Source organism: Microbacterium sp. NPDC089321 (genome assembly GCF_040684935.1).
GTDB lineage: Bacteria > Actinomycetota > Actinomycetes > Actinomycetales > Microbacteriaceae > Microbacterium.
Window position 1 is genome coordinate 637,912 of record NZ_JBFBGX010000002.1, and the last position, 13,969, is coordinate 651,880.

Here is a 13,969-nt window from a genome sequence, read left to right on the forward strand (position 1 = left end):
TCGGTACCCACTCGTAGACTTGCGGGGTGCCTGAGAACATCTCGCTGACCGACGCCCGCATCGAAGCCGAAGAGCTCACCACTCGCATCCTCGAGGCGAAGGACGCGTACTACGGACGCGACACGTCTCTGGTCGACGACGCGACGTACGACGGCTGGATGCGCCGCCTGGAGGAGCTCGAGCGGCTTCATCCCGAGCTGCAGGGGCAGGACTCGCCCACGCAGATGGTCGGCGCGGCCGAGGCGACCGGGCTCGCGACCATCGAGCACGCGGAGCGCATGCTGAGTCTCGACAATGTGTTCTCGATCGACGAGCTCCGCGAGTGGGCGTCGAAGACGAGAGCGTCAGCCGGGCGCGACGTCGCGTGGCTCACCGAGCTCAAGATCGACGGCCTCGCGATCAATCTGCGGTACGAGAAGGGAGTGCTGACCTCCGCAGCGACCCGCGGCGACGGCCGGGTGGGCGAGATCGTCACCGAGAACGCCCTGCGGCTCGCCGACATCCCCGAGCGTCTCGTCGGCGAAGGGCATCCCGAGATCGTCGAGGTGCGCGGCGAGGTGTTCATCCCGGTCGCGGCGTTCGAGCGGCTCAACGCTGCACAGGCCGCGTTCCGAGACAGAGTGCTCGCTGAGGCTCGCGAGCGCTGGGAGACGCGCGCCGGTGCGAAGAAGCCTTTCGACGAAGAGAAGGCGCGCACCGCAGCGGCCCGACGATTCCCCGCATTCGCCAACCCGCGCAACGCTGCCAGCGGTGGCCTTCGCCAGCAGGTCGACAAGAAGAGCGGGCTCGAGCTCGAAGCCGGATTGCTGCGCATCGAATCGCTGTCGCTGTACGTGCACGGCATCGGCGCCTGGGCGAACCCCCCGGTGGCCGCCCAGAGCGAGGTGTACGAGCTGCTGTCGCAGTGGGGCCTTCCCACCAGCCCGCACACCAAGGTCTGCGGCAGCATCGACGAGGTCGAGAAGTTCGTCGCCTACTTCGGCGAGCATCGCCACTCGATCGAGCATGAGCTCGACGGCATCGTGGTCAAGGTCGACGAGCTGGCCCTGCACGACGAGCTCGGCACCACGAGCCGCGCCCCGCGGTGGGCCATCGCCTACAAGTACCCGCCCGAGGAGGTGCAGACGCGCCTGCTCGACATCGTCGTCTCGGTCGGGCGCACGGGGCGGGCGACGCCGTTCGCCGTGATGGAGCCCGCCCATGTCGCGGGCTCGGTCGTGCGCCAGGCGACCCTGCACAACAAGGACGTGGTGAAGGCCAAGGGCGTGCTGATCGGAGACACCGTCGTGCTGCGCAAGGCAGGCGACGTGATCCCCGAGGTGCTGGGCCCCGTGGTCGAGAAGCGCGATGGCACCGAGCGCGAGTTCGTGATGCCCGAGGCGTGCCCCGAGTGCGGCACGACGTTGCGGCCGATGAAAGAGGGCGACATCGATCTGCGCTGCCCCAACGCGCGCTCGTGCCCCGCACAGGTGCGCGGTCGTGTCGAGCACGTGGGCTCCCGTGGCGCGCTCGACATAGAGGCGCTCGGCGAGGTCACCGCCGCGGCGCTCACACAGCCGAGCAGCCCCGCCGTTCCGCCGCTCGAGACCGAGGCCGGGCTGTTCGATCTCACCCTCGAGCAGATCGTCCCCATCGAGGTAGTCGTCCGCGACTCCGAGACGGGACTGCCGAAGGAAGACGACGACGGCATCGTCAAGACCCGCGCACCGTTCCGCCGCAATCCCACCGCGGCCGAGAAGAAGCAGGGGCTCGAGGGACCGCAGCCGTCATCGCAGGCGATCAAGCTGCTGGCCGAGCTGGAGAAGGCGAAGACGAAAGAGCTCTGGCGACTGCTGGTCTCGCTGAACGTCCGTCATGTCGGGCCGGTCGCCGCCCGCGCGCTGGCGCAGTGGTTCGGCTCGCTCGACGCCATTCGCGCGGCGAGTCGCGACGAGCTCGCCGCAGTCGAGGGCGTCGGCGGCATCATCGCCGACTCGCTGCTCAGCTGGTTCGAGATCGACTGGCATCACGACATCGTGCAGCAGTGGACGGATGCCGGCGTGCAGTGGGCCACCCCAGGGCACCCCGGGCCCGGCGCCGCCGCAGCCGAAGGCGGTGTGCTCGATGGTCTCACCGTGGTCGCGACCGGAAGCCTCGACGGCTACACCCGCGAGGGGGCGCAGGAGGCGATCATCAAAGCCGGCGGCAAGGCCGCGTCATCGGTGTCGAAGAAGACCGACTTCGTCGCCGCGGGCCCTGGCGCCGGATCCAAGTTGGCGAAGGCCGAGGATCTCGGGATCCGGATCCTGGATGCCGAGCAGTTCCACATCCTCGTCACGCAGGGCCCCGGCGCGCTAGACGGGTGACTCGCCACACGAAGACGGCCTGCCTCATCGCTCGAGGCAGGCCGTCGTTCGTGAGAGCGCTCCGGCTACTCAGGCGTCCCCGCGGCTGGACGCGCGGGGATGAGCGGAGAAGTACTGCCTCAGCTCTTGTGACGAGGCTTGCGGTCGGGGCGGTCGTCGCGCGCATATCCGCGGTCACCGCGATCGTCGCGCGAGTATCCGCCGCTGCGGGCAGGACGTCCGCCGCGATCGTCGCGCGAGTAGCCACGGCCGCCGCGGTCGTCTCGACCGCCCCTGTCGTAGCCGGCGCGATCGTCGCGAGGTGCGCGACGGTTGGGCACACCGCGGTCGGGGCGGATCTCGATCAGCTTGCCCGAGATGCGGGTGTCGCGGAGCTTGTCGAGCACCGACGGATCCATGTTCACGGGCAGCTCGACGATCGAGAAGTCGGGCTTGATGGCGATCGCGCCGAAGTCGTCGCGACCGAGCCCGCCCTCGTTCGCCAGCGCGCCGACGATCTGGCGCGGCTCGACGCGATGACGACGGCCGACCTCGATGCGGTACGGCGCGTAGTCGCCGCGTCCGCGGCGCTCTCGCGGCGAGCGCTCGCCTCGCTCGCCAGACCGGTCGCCGCGCTCGCGCGGAGGACGGTTGTCGCGTTCGACAGCCCGGGACAGCTCGTCGTTCTCAGGGTCGAGCAGCAGGGGAGTGTCGCCCTGCGCCACGACGGCGAGCGCCGCAGCCACATCGGCCTCGGGCACGTCGTGGTTGCGCACGTAATGGGCGATGATGTCGCGGAACGCCTCGATGCGACGAGTCTCCTCCAGCGCAGATGTGATGGCGTCGTCGAAACGAGCGAGACGCGTGGTGTTGACGTCTTCGGTGGTTGGCAGCTGCATCTGGGCCGGTGCCTGACGCGTCGCCTTCTCGATGTGCTTGAGCAGGTAGCGCTCGCGCGGAGTGATGAAGCTGATCGCGTCGCCCGTGCGGCCGGCGCGACCCGTGCGGCCGATGCGGTGCACGTACGACTCGGTGTCGGTCGGGATGTCGAAGTTCACGACATGGCTGATGCGCTCGACGTCGAGACCGCGCGCGGCGACGTCGGTGGCGACGAGGATGTCGAGCTTGCCGTCCTTCAGCTGGTTCACCGAGCGCTCGCGCTGCACCTGCGGCACGTCGCCGTTGATCGCCGCGGCCGAGTATCCGCGAGCCCGCAGCTTCTCGGCGAGGGTCTCGGTCTCGTTCTTCGTGCGGACGAAGATGATCATCCCGTCGAAGTTCTCGATCTCGAGGATGCGCGTCAGGGCATCGACCTTCTGCGCGTACGAGACGACGAGGTAGCGCTGGGTGATGTTGGTGTTCGTGGCGGTCTTGGACTTGACCGTGATCTCCTCAGGGTTGCGCAGATACTGCTGCGCCAGTCTGCGGATGCTGGCGGGCATGGTCGCGGAGAACAGGGCGACCTGCTTCTCTTCCGGAGTCTGCGCGAGGATCTGCTCGACGTCTTCGGCGAAGCCCATCTTCAGCATCTCGTCGGCCTCGTCGAGCACGAGGTACTTGAGGTCGGAGAGGTCGAGCGTGCCCTTGGCCAGGTGGTCCATGATGCGCCCGGGTGTGCCGACCACCACGTCCACGCCGCGGCGCAGCGCCGACAGCTGCACTCCGTAGCCCTGGCCGCCGTAGACGGGCAGCACGTGCACGCCCTTCATCTTCGTCGAATAGGCCTCGAACGCCTCGCACACCTGCAGAGCCAGCTCGCGGGTGGGTGCGAGCACCAGCGCCTGGGGGGTCTTCTGGCCGGGCTCGAGGCGCTCGAGCACGGGCAGCGCGAACGCCGCGGTCTTGCCCGTGCCGGTCTGCGCCATGCCGACCACGTCCCGACCCTGCAGCAGCGTGGGGATCGTTGCGGCCTGGATCGGAGAAGGCGTCTCGTAGCCGAGGTCCTTGATCGCCTTGAGCAGTGAGCCCGTGATGCCCAGCTCCTCGAATCCGGGAGGCGTCACGCTCTCTTCGGCGGTCTCGGGTGCGTCGGTGGCAGGGGCGATGTCGTCGGCAGTCACCTGTCAACGATAGTGGGTGCGGATGTGAGAGTGCTGGCCGCTCAGCTGCCCGAGGTCAGCGCCAGCAGGCGCTCCTTCACCTGACGGCGCAGCACCTTGCCGATCAGCGACGTGGGCAGCTCATCGACGACGAACAGGCGACGGGGGACCTTGTAGGGCGTGAGGATGCCACGGGCGAACTCGCGGATGGCCTCGACGTCGACGTCCTTGCCGTCCTCCACGACGATCGCTGCGACGACCTCCTCGCCGGAGTGGTCGCTGGGCAGACCGACGACGGCCGCGTCCACGACATCCGGATGCTGGCGCAGAGCGCCCTCGACCTCGGTCGGCGCCACGTTGAACCCGCCGGTGATGATGAGCTCCTTGATGCGGTCCACGATGCGCACGAAGCCGCCCTCATCGATCGTCACGATGTCGCCGGTGCGGAACCATCCGTCGACGAAGACCGCCTCGGTCTCCTCGGGCTTGCCGTAGTAGCCCGTGAACACCTGGGGACCGCGGACGATCAGCTCGCCCGCAGAACCCGCCGGCACGTCGACGGTCGGGTTCTCGGGGTCGACGACGCGGCACTCCGTGCCGGGCAGCGGCAGGCCGACCGTCCCCGCGACGCGGTTGCCCGCAACCGGATTCGCCATCAGCACCGGGGAGCACTCGCTCAGACCGTATCCCTCGACGAGGAAGCCCCCCGACGCCTCTTCGAACGGCACGACCAGCTCGTGCGCGAGTGCCATTGCGCCCGAGATCGCGACCTCGGTGCCGGCGAGCGAGACACCCTTCTCGTTCGCGGCCGACAGCAGACGTTCGGCGATCGGCGGCACGAGGGGCAGGAAGGTGGCCGGATGCTTCTTGGTGACCTCGAGCACGAGATCCGGATCGAATTTCGGGAAGAGCACGAGACGCGCGCCCATCGACATGGCGAACGTGAGGCACAGGGTGAGGCCGTACGCGTGGAACATCGGCAGCACGGCGTAGACGACGCAGCCGTTTCCGCGGGTGATCGACGGCACCCATGCCTGCGCCTGCGCTGCGTTCGCGAGCAGATTGCGGTGCGTGAGGGACGCGCCCTTCGGAGTCCCCGTGGTTCCGGAGGTGTACTGGATGATCGCGAGATCGTCGGTGCCCGGCCGCGGGTGCGTGGCAGGAAGGGGACGGGACGCCAGCAGCGATTCCCAGCTGATCGCCCCGCGAACCTTCGCCGTGAGCGCTTCGCGGGACTCTCTCGCCTTGGCTATGGGCAGCTTCAGCATGAGCTGCGTCATGATCGGCATCGCCTTCGTCACGTCCACGGAGATGAGGCTCGTCAGCGCCAGGTCGGCGGGGAACGCCTGCACGGTCTCGACGACCTTGCTCCAGACGATCGCGTGCTTCGCCCCGTGATCCTCGAACTGCTTGCGCAGCTCGCGTGCGGTGTAGAGCGGGTTGTGCTCGACGACGACCGCGCCGAGCCGCAGCACGGCGTAGAACGCGATGATGTGCTGCGGGCAGTTCGGCAGCACGATCGCGACGGGATCGCCGGCGCCGACGCCGAGGTCTCGCAGTCCTGCGGCTGCGCGCTCGACGGCATCCTGCATCTCGCGGTAGGTCGTCTCGCGACCGAAGAACTGCAGCGCGGGGGCATCCGGGTAGTCGCGCACCGATGCCTCGACGATGTCGACCAGCGAACCCGTCACCTCGGGCAGATCCTCCGGAACCCCGTCGGCGTAGCTTGCGGTCCATGGGCGAGGGGGAACGAACTCGGTCACGCGCCCAGCTTACGTGGCCGTGCCCCGCGCTCTCGTAGACTGGAGCGGTGTCTGAAATCACCCCTGATCTTGTGCGCCATCTCGGCGTGCTCGCGCGCATCCAGCTGTCCGACGACGAGGTGACTCAGCTGACAGGTCAGCTCGATGCCATCGTCGACAACATCGCCAAGGTGTCGGAGGTCGCGACGCCCGACGTCGTGGCGACCAGCCACCCGATCGCGATGAGCAATGTCTTCCGACCCGACGAGGTCGGTCAGACGCTGACTCTCGAGCAGACCCTGCAGAACGCTCCGGACGCCGCCGACGGCCGCTTCCGCGTCACCGCGATCCTGGGAGAAGAGCAGTGAGCGACATCATCCGGCTGACCGCCGCCGACCTGGGCGAGAAGATCGCCGCCGGTGAGATCTCGAGTGTCGAGGCGACTCAGGCTCACCTCGATCGGATCGCCGCCGTTGACGGCGACGTGCACGCCTTCCTGCACGTGAGCGAGCACGCGCTCTCCGCAGCCGCCGACATCGATGCCCGGCGTGCGGCGGGGGAGCAGCTCGGCCCGATCGCGGGCGTTCCGCTCGCGGTCAAGGACGTGCTGGTGACCACCGACATGCCCTCCACGAGCGGATCGAAGATCCTCGAGGGCTACATGTCGCCCTTCGACGCCACGGTCGTCGCTCGCTCGCGAGCCGCAGGGCTGATCCCCCTCGGCAAGACCAACATGGACGAGTTCGCCATGGGCTCGTCGACCGAGCACTCCGCCTACGGGCCGACGCGCAACCCCTGGGATCTCGACCGCATCCCCGGTGGCTCGGGAGGAGGGTCCGCCGCGGCTGTGGCGGCGTTCGAGGCGCCTCTCGCGCTCGGCTCCGACACCGGCGGCTCGATCCGTCAGCCGGCGCACGTCACCGGCACCGTCGGCATCAAGCCCACCTACGGCGGCGTCAGCCGCTACGGCGCCATCGCGCTGGCATCCAGCCTCGACCAGGTCGGTCCCGTCACCCGCACCGTGCTCGACGCCGGTCTGCTGCACGACGTGATCGGCGGCCACGACCCGAAGGACTCGACGTCGCTCGCGAAGCAGTGGCCGTCGTTCGCCGAGGCCGCGCGCGAGGGCGCCAGCGGGCAGGTGCTCAAGGGGCTCAAGGTCGGCGTCATCAAGGAGCTGCCGGACTCCGGCTTCCAGGACGGCGTGGTCGCCTCGTTCCGCGAGTCGCTCGCGATGATGGAGGCGCAGGGGGCCGAGATCGTCGAGATCTCGGCGCCGCACTTCGAGTACGGAGTCGCCGCCTACTACCTGATCCTTCCCGCGGAGGCATCCAGCAACCTCGCGAAGTTCGACTCAGTGCGCTTCGGGCTGCGCGTCACTCCCGAAGGCGGCGCGACCGTCGAGGACGTCATGTCGGCGACCCGCCAGGCCGGGTTCGGGCCCGAGGTCAAGCGACGCATCATCCTCGGCACCTACGCCCTCTCGGCGGGGCATTACGACGCCTACTACGGCAGCGCGCAGAAGGTGCGCACGCTCATCCAGCGCGACTTCGACCAGGCGTTCGCCCAGGTCGACGTCATCGCGACGCCGTCGGCGCCGACCACGGCGTTCAAGATCGGCGAGAAGATCGACGACCCGCTGCAGATGTATCTCAACGACCTGACCACGATCCCGGCGAACCTCGCCGGAGTGCCCGGGATCTCGATCCCGTCCGGCCTCGCGGCGGAGGACGGGCTTCCGGTCGGCATCCAGTTCCTCGCGCCCGCGCACGAGGACGCCCGTCTGTACCGCGTCGGCGCGGCTCTCGAGGCCGCGCTCGTCGACTCGTGGGGCGCGCCTCTGCTCGCCCGTGCTCCGCAGCTGCTGGGAGGAACCCGCTGATGGCCACCGCCAAGCTCATGGACTTCGACAAGGCCCTCGAACTGTTCGAGCCCGTGCTCGGCTTCGAGGTGCACGTCGAGCTGAACACTCGCACGAAGATGTTCTCGGATGCCCCGAACCCGGCGAACGACGAGTTCCACGGCGCGGAGCCGAACACGCTCATCGCGCCGGTCGACCTGGGCCTGCCGGGCTCGCTCCCCGTGGTGAACGAGAAGGCCGTGCGCTCGTCGATCAGCCTCGGCCTCGCGCTCGGCTGCTCGATCGCCGAGTCGAGCCGCTTCGCGCGCAAGAACTACTTCTACCCCGACCTCGGCAAGAACTACCAGATCTCGCAGTACGACGAGCCGATCGCGTTCGAGGGATCGGTCGAGGTCGAGCTCGAGGACGGAACCCTCGTCACGATCCCGGTCGAGCGCGCGCACATGGAGGAGGATGCGGGCAAGCTCACGCACATGGGCGGGGCCACGGGCCGCATTCAGGGCGCCGAGTACTCGCTCGTCGACTACAACCGCGCGGGCGTGCCGCTCGTCGAGATCGTCACCAAGCCGATCTTCGGAGCCGAGCACCGTGCGCCTGAATATGCGAAGGCGTACATCGCCGCCATCCGCGACATCGTCCGCGGCCTGGGCATCTCCGAGGCGCGTCTCGAGCGAGGCAACCTGCGCTGCGACGCGAACGTCTCGCTCCGCCCGCGCGGTCAGGAGAAGCTCGGCACCCGCACCGAGACGAAGAACGTCAACTCGATGCGTTCCGTCGAGCGCGCGGTGCGCTACGAGATCCAGCGTCAAGCGGCGATCCTCGCCGACGGCGGCACGATCATCCAGGAGACGCGTCACTGGCACGAAGACACGGGCACGACATCTCCGGGGCGCCCGAAGTCGGATGCCGATGACTACCGCTACTTCCCCGAGCCCGATCTGCTGCCCGTGCAGCCGTCGCGCGAACTGGTCGAGGAGCTGCGTGCCGCGCTTCCCGAGCAGCCGGTCGCCCGCCGCCGTCGCCTGAAGGCGGAGTGGGGCTTCACCGATCTGGAGTTCCAGGACGTGCGCAACGGCGGGCTCATCGACGAGGTCGAGGCGACGATCGCCGCCGGCGCCGCACCCGCGACCGCCCGCAAGTGGTGGACCGGTGAGATCACGCGCATCGCCAACGCGCAGGACCGGGACGCCGCAGGTCTCGTCGCTCCGGCCGACGTCGCCGCTCTGCAGGGTCTGGTCGATGCAGGCACGCTGACCGACAAGCTCGCTCGCCAGGTTCTCGAGGGCGTCATCGCCGGCGAAGGCTCGCCGCAGGAGGTCGTCGACGCGCGCGGTCTCGCCGTCGTCTCCGACGATGGGGCGCTGATCGCCGCCATCGACGACGCCTTCGCCGCGCAGCCGGACGTGCTGGCGAAGATCAAGGACGGCAAGGTGCAGGCCGCCGGCGCCGTGATCGGCGCGGTGATGAAGGCGATGAAGGGTCAGGCCGACGCTGCGCGCGTGCGCGAGCTGATCCTCGAGCGCGCCGCGCAGTGACCTCTTCGGTGCCACCGGCGCTATGTCGGTGGCACCGGTCAGGATGGATGCATGGGACGTGGTGACGGGTCCGGTCGCATCGTCTCGCCGGAGGGCGCGGACGACAGCGGCACGGGCATCCTGCATGTCGACATGGACGCGTTCTACGCGGCAGTCGAGGTGCTGCATGATCCATCGCTGCGCGGCCTGCCGCTGATCATCGGCGGCCGCGACGGGCGCTCCGTCGTCTCCAGCGCGTCGTACGAGGCGCGCCGGTTCGGCGTGCGCAGCGCCATGCCCGTCGGTCAGGCGCTGCGCCTGTGCCCGACAGCTCGGGTGGTGCCGCCGGACTTCACGCGCTATCGAGCGGTGTCGGCGCAGGTGATGGAGATCTTCCAGAGCATCACACCGCTCGTCGAGCCTCTGTCGATCGACGAGGCGTTCCTCGACGTTCGCGGCGTGCGCCGGCTCTGGGGGAGCCCGGGCGAGATCGCCGCTCTCATCCGTCGACGGGTGCGCGACGAGGTCGGCATCACCTGCAGCGTCGGAGTCGCGGCCACGAAGCACGTCGCGAAGATGGCATCCACGGTGTCCAAACCAGACGGGATGCTGGTGGTGCCGGCCGCGAGAACGCAGGAGTTCCTCGATCCGCGCCCGGTCGGGGCGATGTGGGGCGTCGGACCGAAGGCGGCGGAGGCGCTGGGGCGTCGGGGCATCCGGCTGATCCGTGACGTCCGCGAGGCACCGGCGGAAGCGCTCGAACGCGCGGTCGGTCCTGCGCTGGGCCAGCGGATGCAGGACCTCGCCCGCGGACTCGATCCCCGGTCGGTCGAGACCGAGAGGGTGGAGAAGAGCATCGGTCACGAGGAGACGTTCGATCGCGACATCGCGGACCTCGATCTGCTGCGTTCCGAGCTTCTGCGCCTGTCCGACCGGGTCGGTGCCAGGCTGCGCTCCTCCGGATGGCATGCCGGTGCGGTGGCCATCAAGATCCGCTTCGCGGACTTCACCACCGTCAGCCGCACGGTCTCGCTGCCCGAGCCGACTGACGTGGGGCAGCGCATCGGGGAGACCGCGGTCGGCCTGTTCGGGCACATCGAGCGACGAGACCCTGTTCGCCTGGTCGGCGTTCGCGCCGAGAAGCTGCGGTCGGCTGGGGCGTCTGCGATGGCGCTCTGGGACGACGATGAGGATCAGCGACGGCTCGAGGGCACGCTCGACGACGCACGGGCGCGATTCGGCGTCGGCATGATCACCCGTGCACGGCATGTCGGCGGGGTCGATCGCCGTGGGCCAGACGCCGAGCAGCCGCGGCCCTTCGGCCGGGAATGATCGCCTCTGCGCTTCGGATAGCGTGGACTCATGCCGAGCACGACCGCCCCCGACCCCTTCGGCGAGCGTCTGACGGCTGCGACCGTGCGCATCTGCGATGCGATCACCGCGGTATCCGCGTCGAACCCGGTCGTGGTCATCGATGGCCGCAGCGGGGCAGGCAAGAGCAGCCTCGCCGCTCGCGTGGCGCGTGCGTGGCCGCTCAGCACTCCCGTGCAGCTGGTTGCGCTGGACTCGCTGTACCCGGGCTGGGGTGGCCTCGAGCGAGGCGCAGAGATCGCGCGCGAGAACGTGCTGCGTCCGCACGGCAGGGGCCTGATCGGCATCTGGCGTCGCTGGGACTGGGAGCTGGGGGAGCACGCCGAAGCTCATGCGGTCGATCCGGCGCTCGGCCTGATCGTCGAGGGATGCGGAGCACTCACTCCCGCATCGGCTGCGCTGGCCGACGTCACCGTATGGGTGGACGGTCCGAGCGCGTCACGGCGCCAGCGTGCGCTCGAGCGGGACGGCGACGGATTCCGCAGCCACTGGGACATGTGGGCCGCGCAGGAGGACGCGCATATCGGGCGGCACGAACCGCAGCGTCACGCTCACGTGAGCGTGCTCACCCCGTAGCGTGCTCCTCTGCGTCGGCCTGGTCGGCTCGCTGTATGAGGTCCTCGAGGCGGTAGCCGAGCCAGTCGTAGACGTGGAAGCGAGAATCGTCCGCGTCATGGCGGTCGTCGTTGACGATCCCGAGCCTGGATGCGACGACGAGCCTGATCGCCGTGAGGGTGCGCAGCCAGGGATCGATGTGCGCGGGCGGCACCCCGACCTCGTGAGGGGCCAGGATGTCGTGCGGGGCGTCGTCGGCAAGGAACTCGTGCAGATCGTCGCGCATCACCAGGGCGTCGCTGCGACGGCGGTCGAACAGCTCGCTCTCGGTGCCACGGCGGAATTCAGACGCCGCCGCATCGTCTCCGGGATAGGCGACGGGGGCCAGCCGCAGGAGCGCGGGGTCGGCGCCGTCGCGCGGCCCTTCGACGAGTCCGAGGAACTCATCGAGCAGATGCAGCAGATTGCGCCCTTCGATCCAGGCGATCGAGATCGTGACCGTCACTGCGGCGCCTGCCTGACCGTCGCCCACAGACCGAACTCGTGCATCGCGCGAGCGTGCACCTCCATCGTCTCCCTCGGGCCGGTCGCGACGACCGCGTGACCTTCGTTGTGCACCGCGAGCATGAGCGCGGTCGCCTGCTGCTCGGGATAGCCGAAGTAGCGACGGAAGACCCGCACGACATAGCTCATCAGGTTGACGGGATCGTCCCACACGACCAGCTGCCACGGCACCAGAGGGGCGGCGGAGAGCTGTTCATCGAGTTGCTCGTCGAGCAGGGGAGCGGATGCCGGGATGCTCATGCCCACCCCAGCTCGTGCAGCTGCTCGTCGTCGATGCCGTAGAAGTGGGCGATCTCGTGCACGAGCGTGGTGTGCACCTCGTCGCGCAGCTGGTCCTCGTCGGCGCACGCGTCGAGGTGTGCCCGGCGGTAGACGATGATGCGATCGGGCAGTTCACCCATGCCGTACTGTCCCCGTTCGGTGAGCGCGAAGCCCTCGTAGAGGCCGAACAGGTCGCTGCCGTCTTCGGGTTCGTCCTCGACGACGAAGATCACGTTGTCGAGACCCTCGACCATGTCGTCCGGGAGCCTGTCGAGCTCATCGACCACGAGGCTCTCGAAGGTCTCGGCATCCATCTCGACGCCGACGTCGGACGCCTCGGCGTCGGATGCGCTGGAGACCTGGGGCAGGTCGGCATCCGGTACGGGGCGATCGAGCGAAGACATACGTCGATGTTATCGAGAGCGTGCATTCAGCACCGGGCGACCACCGCGACCGAAAGAGGTGCCCCCTGCAGGATTCGAACCTGCGACCAACGGATTAGAAAGCCGATGCTCTTCCTCTGAGCTAAGGAGGCGTACCGTCTCAAGATTACCGTGTCGGGCGCCGTCGCTAGGATCGGATCATGGTTTCTGCGACAGAGAACGACAGGCTCGTCTGGATCGACTGCGAGATGACGGGCCTCGACCTCTCGGTCGACGAACTCGTCGAGATCGCCGTCGTCGTCACCGACTTCGAGCTGAACCCCATCGACCCCGGGTTCCAGATCGTCATCAAGCCGGGCGATGCGGCGCTCGCGAACATGAACGACTTCGTCACCAACATGCACCGCACCTCGGGATTGATCGATGAGATCCCCGCCGGCGTGAGCCTCGCAGAGGCGGAAGAGCAGACCCTCGCCTACATCAAGCGCTTCGTGCCGCAAGAGCGCAAGGCCCCACTCGCGGGCAACACGATCGGCACCGACCGGATGTTCCTCGCCAAGTACATGCAGGACGTCGATCAGTACCTGCACTATCGCAACGTCGATGTGTCGAGCGTCAAGGAGCTGGCACGGCGCTGGTACCCGCGCGTGTTCTTCCAGGCACCCGAGAAGAACGGCGGACACCGCGCCCTCGCCGACATCCTCGAGTCGATCCGCGAGCTGCGCTACTACCGTTCCGCGGTGTTCATCGATACCCCCGGACCCTCGTCCGAGCAGGCTCGCGACATCGCGGCGCGCACGGTGTCAGAGTTCACTCCGAACATGTAATAGACTTATCGAGTTGCCCGCTCCGGCAGGCGCATGGTGGGTATAGCTCAGCTGGTAGAGCACCGCGTTGTGGTCGCGGGGGTCGCGGGTTCAAGCCCCGTTACTCACCCCAGAGAAGGTCCCGGATCCTGAAGGTTCCGGGACCTTCGTCTTTCATGCCTCGTCGCGCAGACAGGTCGCTACGCGGGCGGTCGTCGAGCTCGCGCGTCAGTGGCGCAGCGATGCCACAGCGTCGTCTGGGTCCCAGAACTCGCCGACCAGGACGAACGAGCCGGACGCCAGGTGCAGCCGCTCGGCGCGGTAGCGGATGCCGAGGGGGTCGGCGATGACGCGCAGGTGACCGCGTATCGTTCCGCGGGCGTCGATGACGCGCCACAGGTGATCTCCGGCTCGGTCGAGGTGCTCCGCGCGGCTGCGCAGGGTGGGAGTCTCCCAGAGGAGCGCGGGGTGTGTCGTGGTGAGCGAGGTCATGATGTCTCCTTCCTGATTCGAACATATGAACGGCCACCGACATTCCTTCCCGTAGAC

Annotated in this window: 13 protein-coding genes and 2 tRNA genes; 8 read left to right on the plus strand and 7 right to left on the minus strand. The window is 68.5% G+C overall.

Annotation, left to right across the window (positions count from 1 at the left end):
* Window positions 1-26: 26 nt before the first annotated feature.
* Entirely contained in the window at window positions 27-2,345 is a 2,319-nt protein-coding gene (ligA, locus tag AB0N59_RS11085; protein ID WP_363482893.1) for an NAD-dependent DNA ligase LigA, read from the plus strand.
* 119 nt (window positions 2,346-2,464) lie between these two features.
* Here the strand turns inward: ligA and AB0N59_RS11090 are convergent, their stop codons facing one another.
* Both AB0N59_RS11090 and AB0N59_RS11095 read right to left on the minus strand, forming a co-directional pair.
* A complete protein-coding gene (locus tag AB0N59_RS11090) occupies window positions 2,465-4,384 on the minus strand; it encodes a DEAD/DEAH box helicase (protein WP_363482896.1) in 1,920 nt (639 codons plus the stop codon).
* Between the two features lie 41 nt (window positions 4,385-4,425).
* Window positions 4,426-6,126, minus strand: a complete 1,701-nt coding sequence (locus AB0N59_RS11095; RefSeq protein WP_363482899.1) for a long-chain-fatty-acid--CoA ligase — start codon at window positions 6,124-6,126, stop codon at window positions 4,426-4,428.
* 47 nt (window positions 6,127-6,173) lie between these two features.
* Here AB0N59_RS11095 and gatC point away from each other — a divergent pair, with 47 nt between their 5' ends.
* Genes gatC through AB0N59_RS11120 form a run of 5 tightly spaced genes read left to right on the plus strand, consistent with a single transcriptional unit; the run spans window position 6,174 to window position 11,427 of the window.
* A complete protein-coding gene (gatC, locus tag AB0N59_RS11100; protein ID WP_099195633.1) occupies window positions 6,174-6,473 on the plus strand; it encodes an Asp-tRNA(Asn)/Glu-tRNA(Gln) amidotransferase subunit GatC in 300 nt (99 codons plus the stop codon).
* Complete coding sequence (gene gatA / locus AB0N59_RS11105) at window positions 6,470-7,987, plus strand: Asp-tRNA(Asn)/Glu-tRNA(Gln) amidotransferase subunit GatA (RefSeq protein ID WP_363482902.1); 1,518 nt, start codon at window positions 6,470-6,472, stop codon at window positions 7,985-7,987. Before gatC ends, gatA begins: the two co-directional genes overlap by 4 nt.
* On the plus strand, window positions 7,987-9,501 hold the full coding sequence (gene gatB / locus AB0N59_RS11110; protein WP_363482905.1) for an Asp-tRNA(Asn)/Glu-tRNA(Gln) amidotransferase subunit GatB: 1,515 nt from the start codon (window positions 7,987-7,989) through the stop codon (window positions 9,499-9,501). The genes gatA and gatB overlap by 1 nt, the downstream gene beginning before the upstream one ends.
* A 51-nt stretch (window positions 9,502-9,552) precedes the next feature.
* Window positions 9,553-10,812, plus strand: coding sequence for a DNA polymerase IV (gene dinB, locus AB0N59_RS11115; protein ID WP_363482908.1), 1,260 nt, complete (start codon window positions 9,553-9,555; stop codon window positions 10,810-10,812).
* 30 nt (window positions 10,813-10,842) lie between these two features.
* Window positions 10,843-11,427: a hypothetical protein gene (locus AB0N59_RS11120; protein WP_363482911.1), complete on the plus strand. Its 585-nt coding sequence runs from the start codon at window positions 10,843-10,845 to the stop codon at window positions 11,425-11,427.
* Here AB0N59_RS11120 and AB0N59_RS11125 read toward each other — a convergent pair.
* The 4 genes from AB0N59_RS11125 to AB0N59_RS11140 form a co-directional block, all read right to left on the minus strand.
* Window positions 11,417-11,911, minus strand: a complete 495-nt coding sequence (locus AB0N59_RS11125) for a DUF2017 family protein (RefSeq protein ID WP_363482914.1) — start codon at window positions 11,909-11,911, stop codon at window positions 11,417-11,419. The genes AB0N59_RS11120 and AB0N59_RS11125 overlap by 11 nt on opposite strands.
* Window positions 11,908-12,210: an ATP-dependent Clp protease adapter ClpS gene (clpS, locus tag AB0N59_RS11130; RefSeq protein ID WP_363482917.1), complete on the minus strand. Its 303-nt coding sequence runs from the start codon at window positions 12,208-12,210 to the stop codon at window positions 11,908-11,910. Before clpS ends, AB0N59_RS11125 begins: the two co-directional genes overlap by 4 nt.
* Window positions 12,207-12,545 carry a metallopeptidase family protein gene (locus AB0N59_RS11135; RefSeq protein ID WP_363484202.1) on the minus strand — a complete coding sequence of 113 codons (339 nt, stop codon included), beginning with the start codon at window positions 12,543-12,545 and terminating at the stop codon, window positions 12,207-12,209. The genes clpS and AB0N59_RS11135 overlap by 4 nt, the downstream gene beginning before the upstream one ends.
* Before the next feature lie 149 nt (window positions 12,546-12,694).
* Window positions 12,695-12,766 (minus strand) — tRNA-Arg (locus AB0N59_RS11140).
* A gap of 48 nt (window positions 12,767-12,814) precedes the next feature.
* Here AB0N59_RS11140 and orn point away from each other — a divergent pair.
* Both orn and AB0N59_RS11150 read left to right on the plus strand, forming a co-directional pair.
* The gene (gene orn / locus AB0N59_RS11145) at window positions 12,815-13,441 is read left to right on the plus strand and encodes an oligoribonuclease (protein ID WP_363482920.1); all 627 of its coding nucleotides are present in this window, start codon (window positions 12,815-12,817) and stop codon (window positions 13,439-13,441) included.
* A gap of 36 nt (window positions 13,442-13,477) precedes the next feature.
* Window positions 13,478-13,553: transfer RNA gene (locus tag AB0N59_RS11150), tRNA-His, on the plus strand.
* Between the two features lie 95 nt (window positions 13,554-13,648).
* Here AB0N59_RS11150 and AB0N59_RS11155 read toward each other — a convergent pair.
* Window positions 13,649-13,912 (minus strand): hypothetical protein, encoded by a 264-nt coding sequence (locus AB0N59_RS11155; protein WP_363482923.1) that lies wholly within the window; start codon window positions 13,910-13,912, stop codon window positions 13,649-13,651.
* Between the last annotated feature and the right edge of the window lie 57 nt (window positions 13,913-13,969).

Bases quoted from the DNA above. Each gene is read 5' to 3' on its own strand.
- gatB (WP_363482905.1), top strand. From the start codon at position 7,987: ATGGCCACCGCCAAGCTCATGGACTTCGACAAGGCCCTCGAACTGTTC.
- AB0N59_RS11120 (WP_363482911.1), top strand. From the start codon at position 10,843: ATGCCGAGCACGACCGCCCCCGACCCCTTCGGCGAGCGTCTGACGGCT.
- AB0N59_RS11135 (WP_363484202.1), bottom strand. From the start codon at position 12,545: ATGGATGCCGAGACCTTCGAGAGCCTCGTGGTCGATGAGCTCGACAGG.
- clpS (WP_363482917.1), bottom strand. From the start codon at position 12,210: ATGAGCATCCCGGCATCCGCTCCCCTGCTCGACGAGCAACTCGATGAA.
- orn (WP_363482920.1), top strand. From the start codon at position 12,815: ATGGTTTCTGCGACAGAGAACGACAGGCTCGTCTGGATCGACTGCGAG.
- AB0N59_RS11155 (WP_363482923.1), bottom strand. From the start codon at position 13,912: ATGACCTCGCTCACCACGACACACCCCGCGCTCCTCTGGGAGACTCCC.
- dinB (WP_363482908.1), top strand. From the start codon at position 9,553: ATGGGACGTGGTGACGGGTCCGGTCGCATCGTCTCGCCGGAGGGCGCG.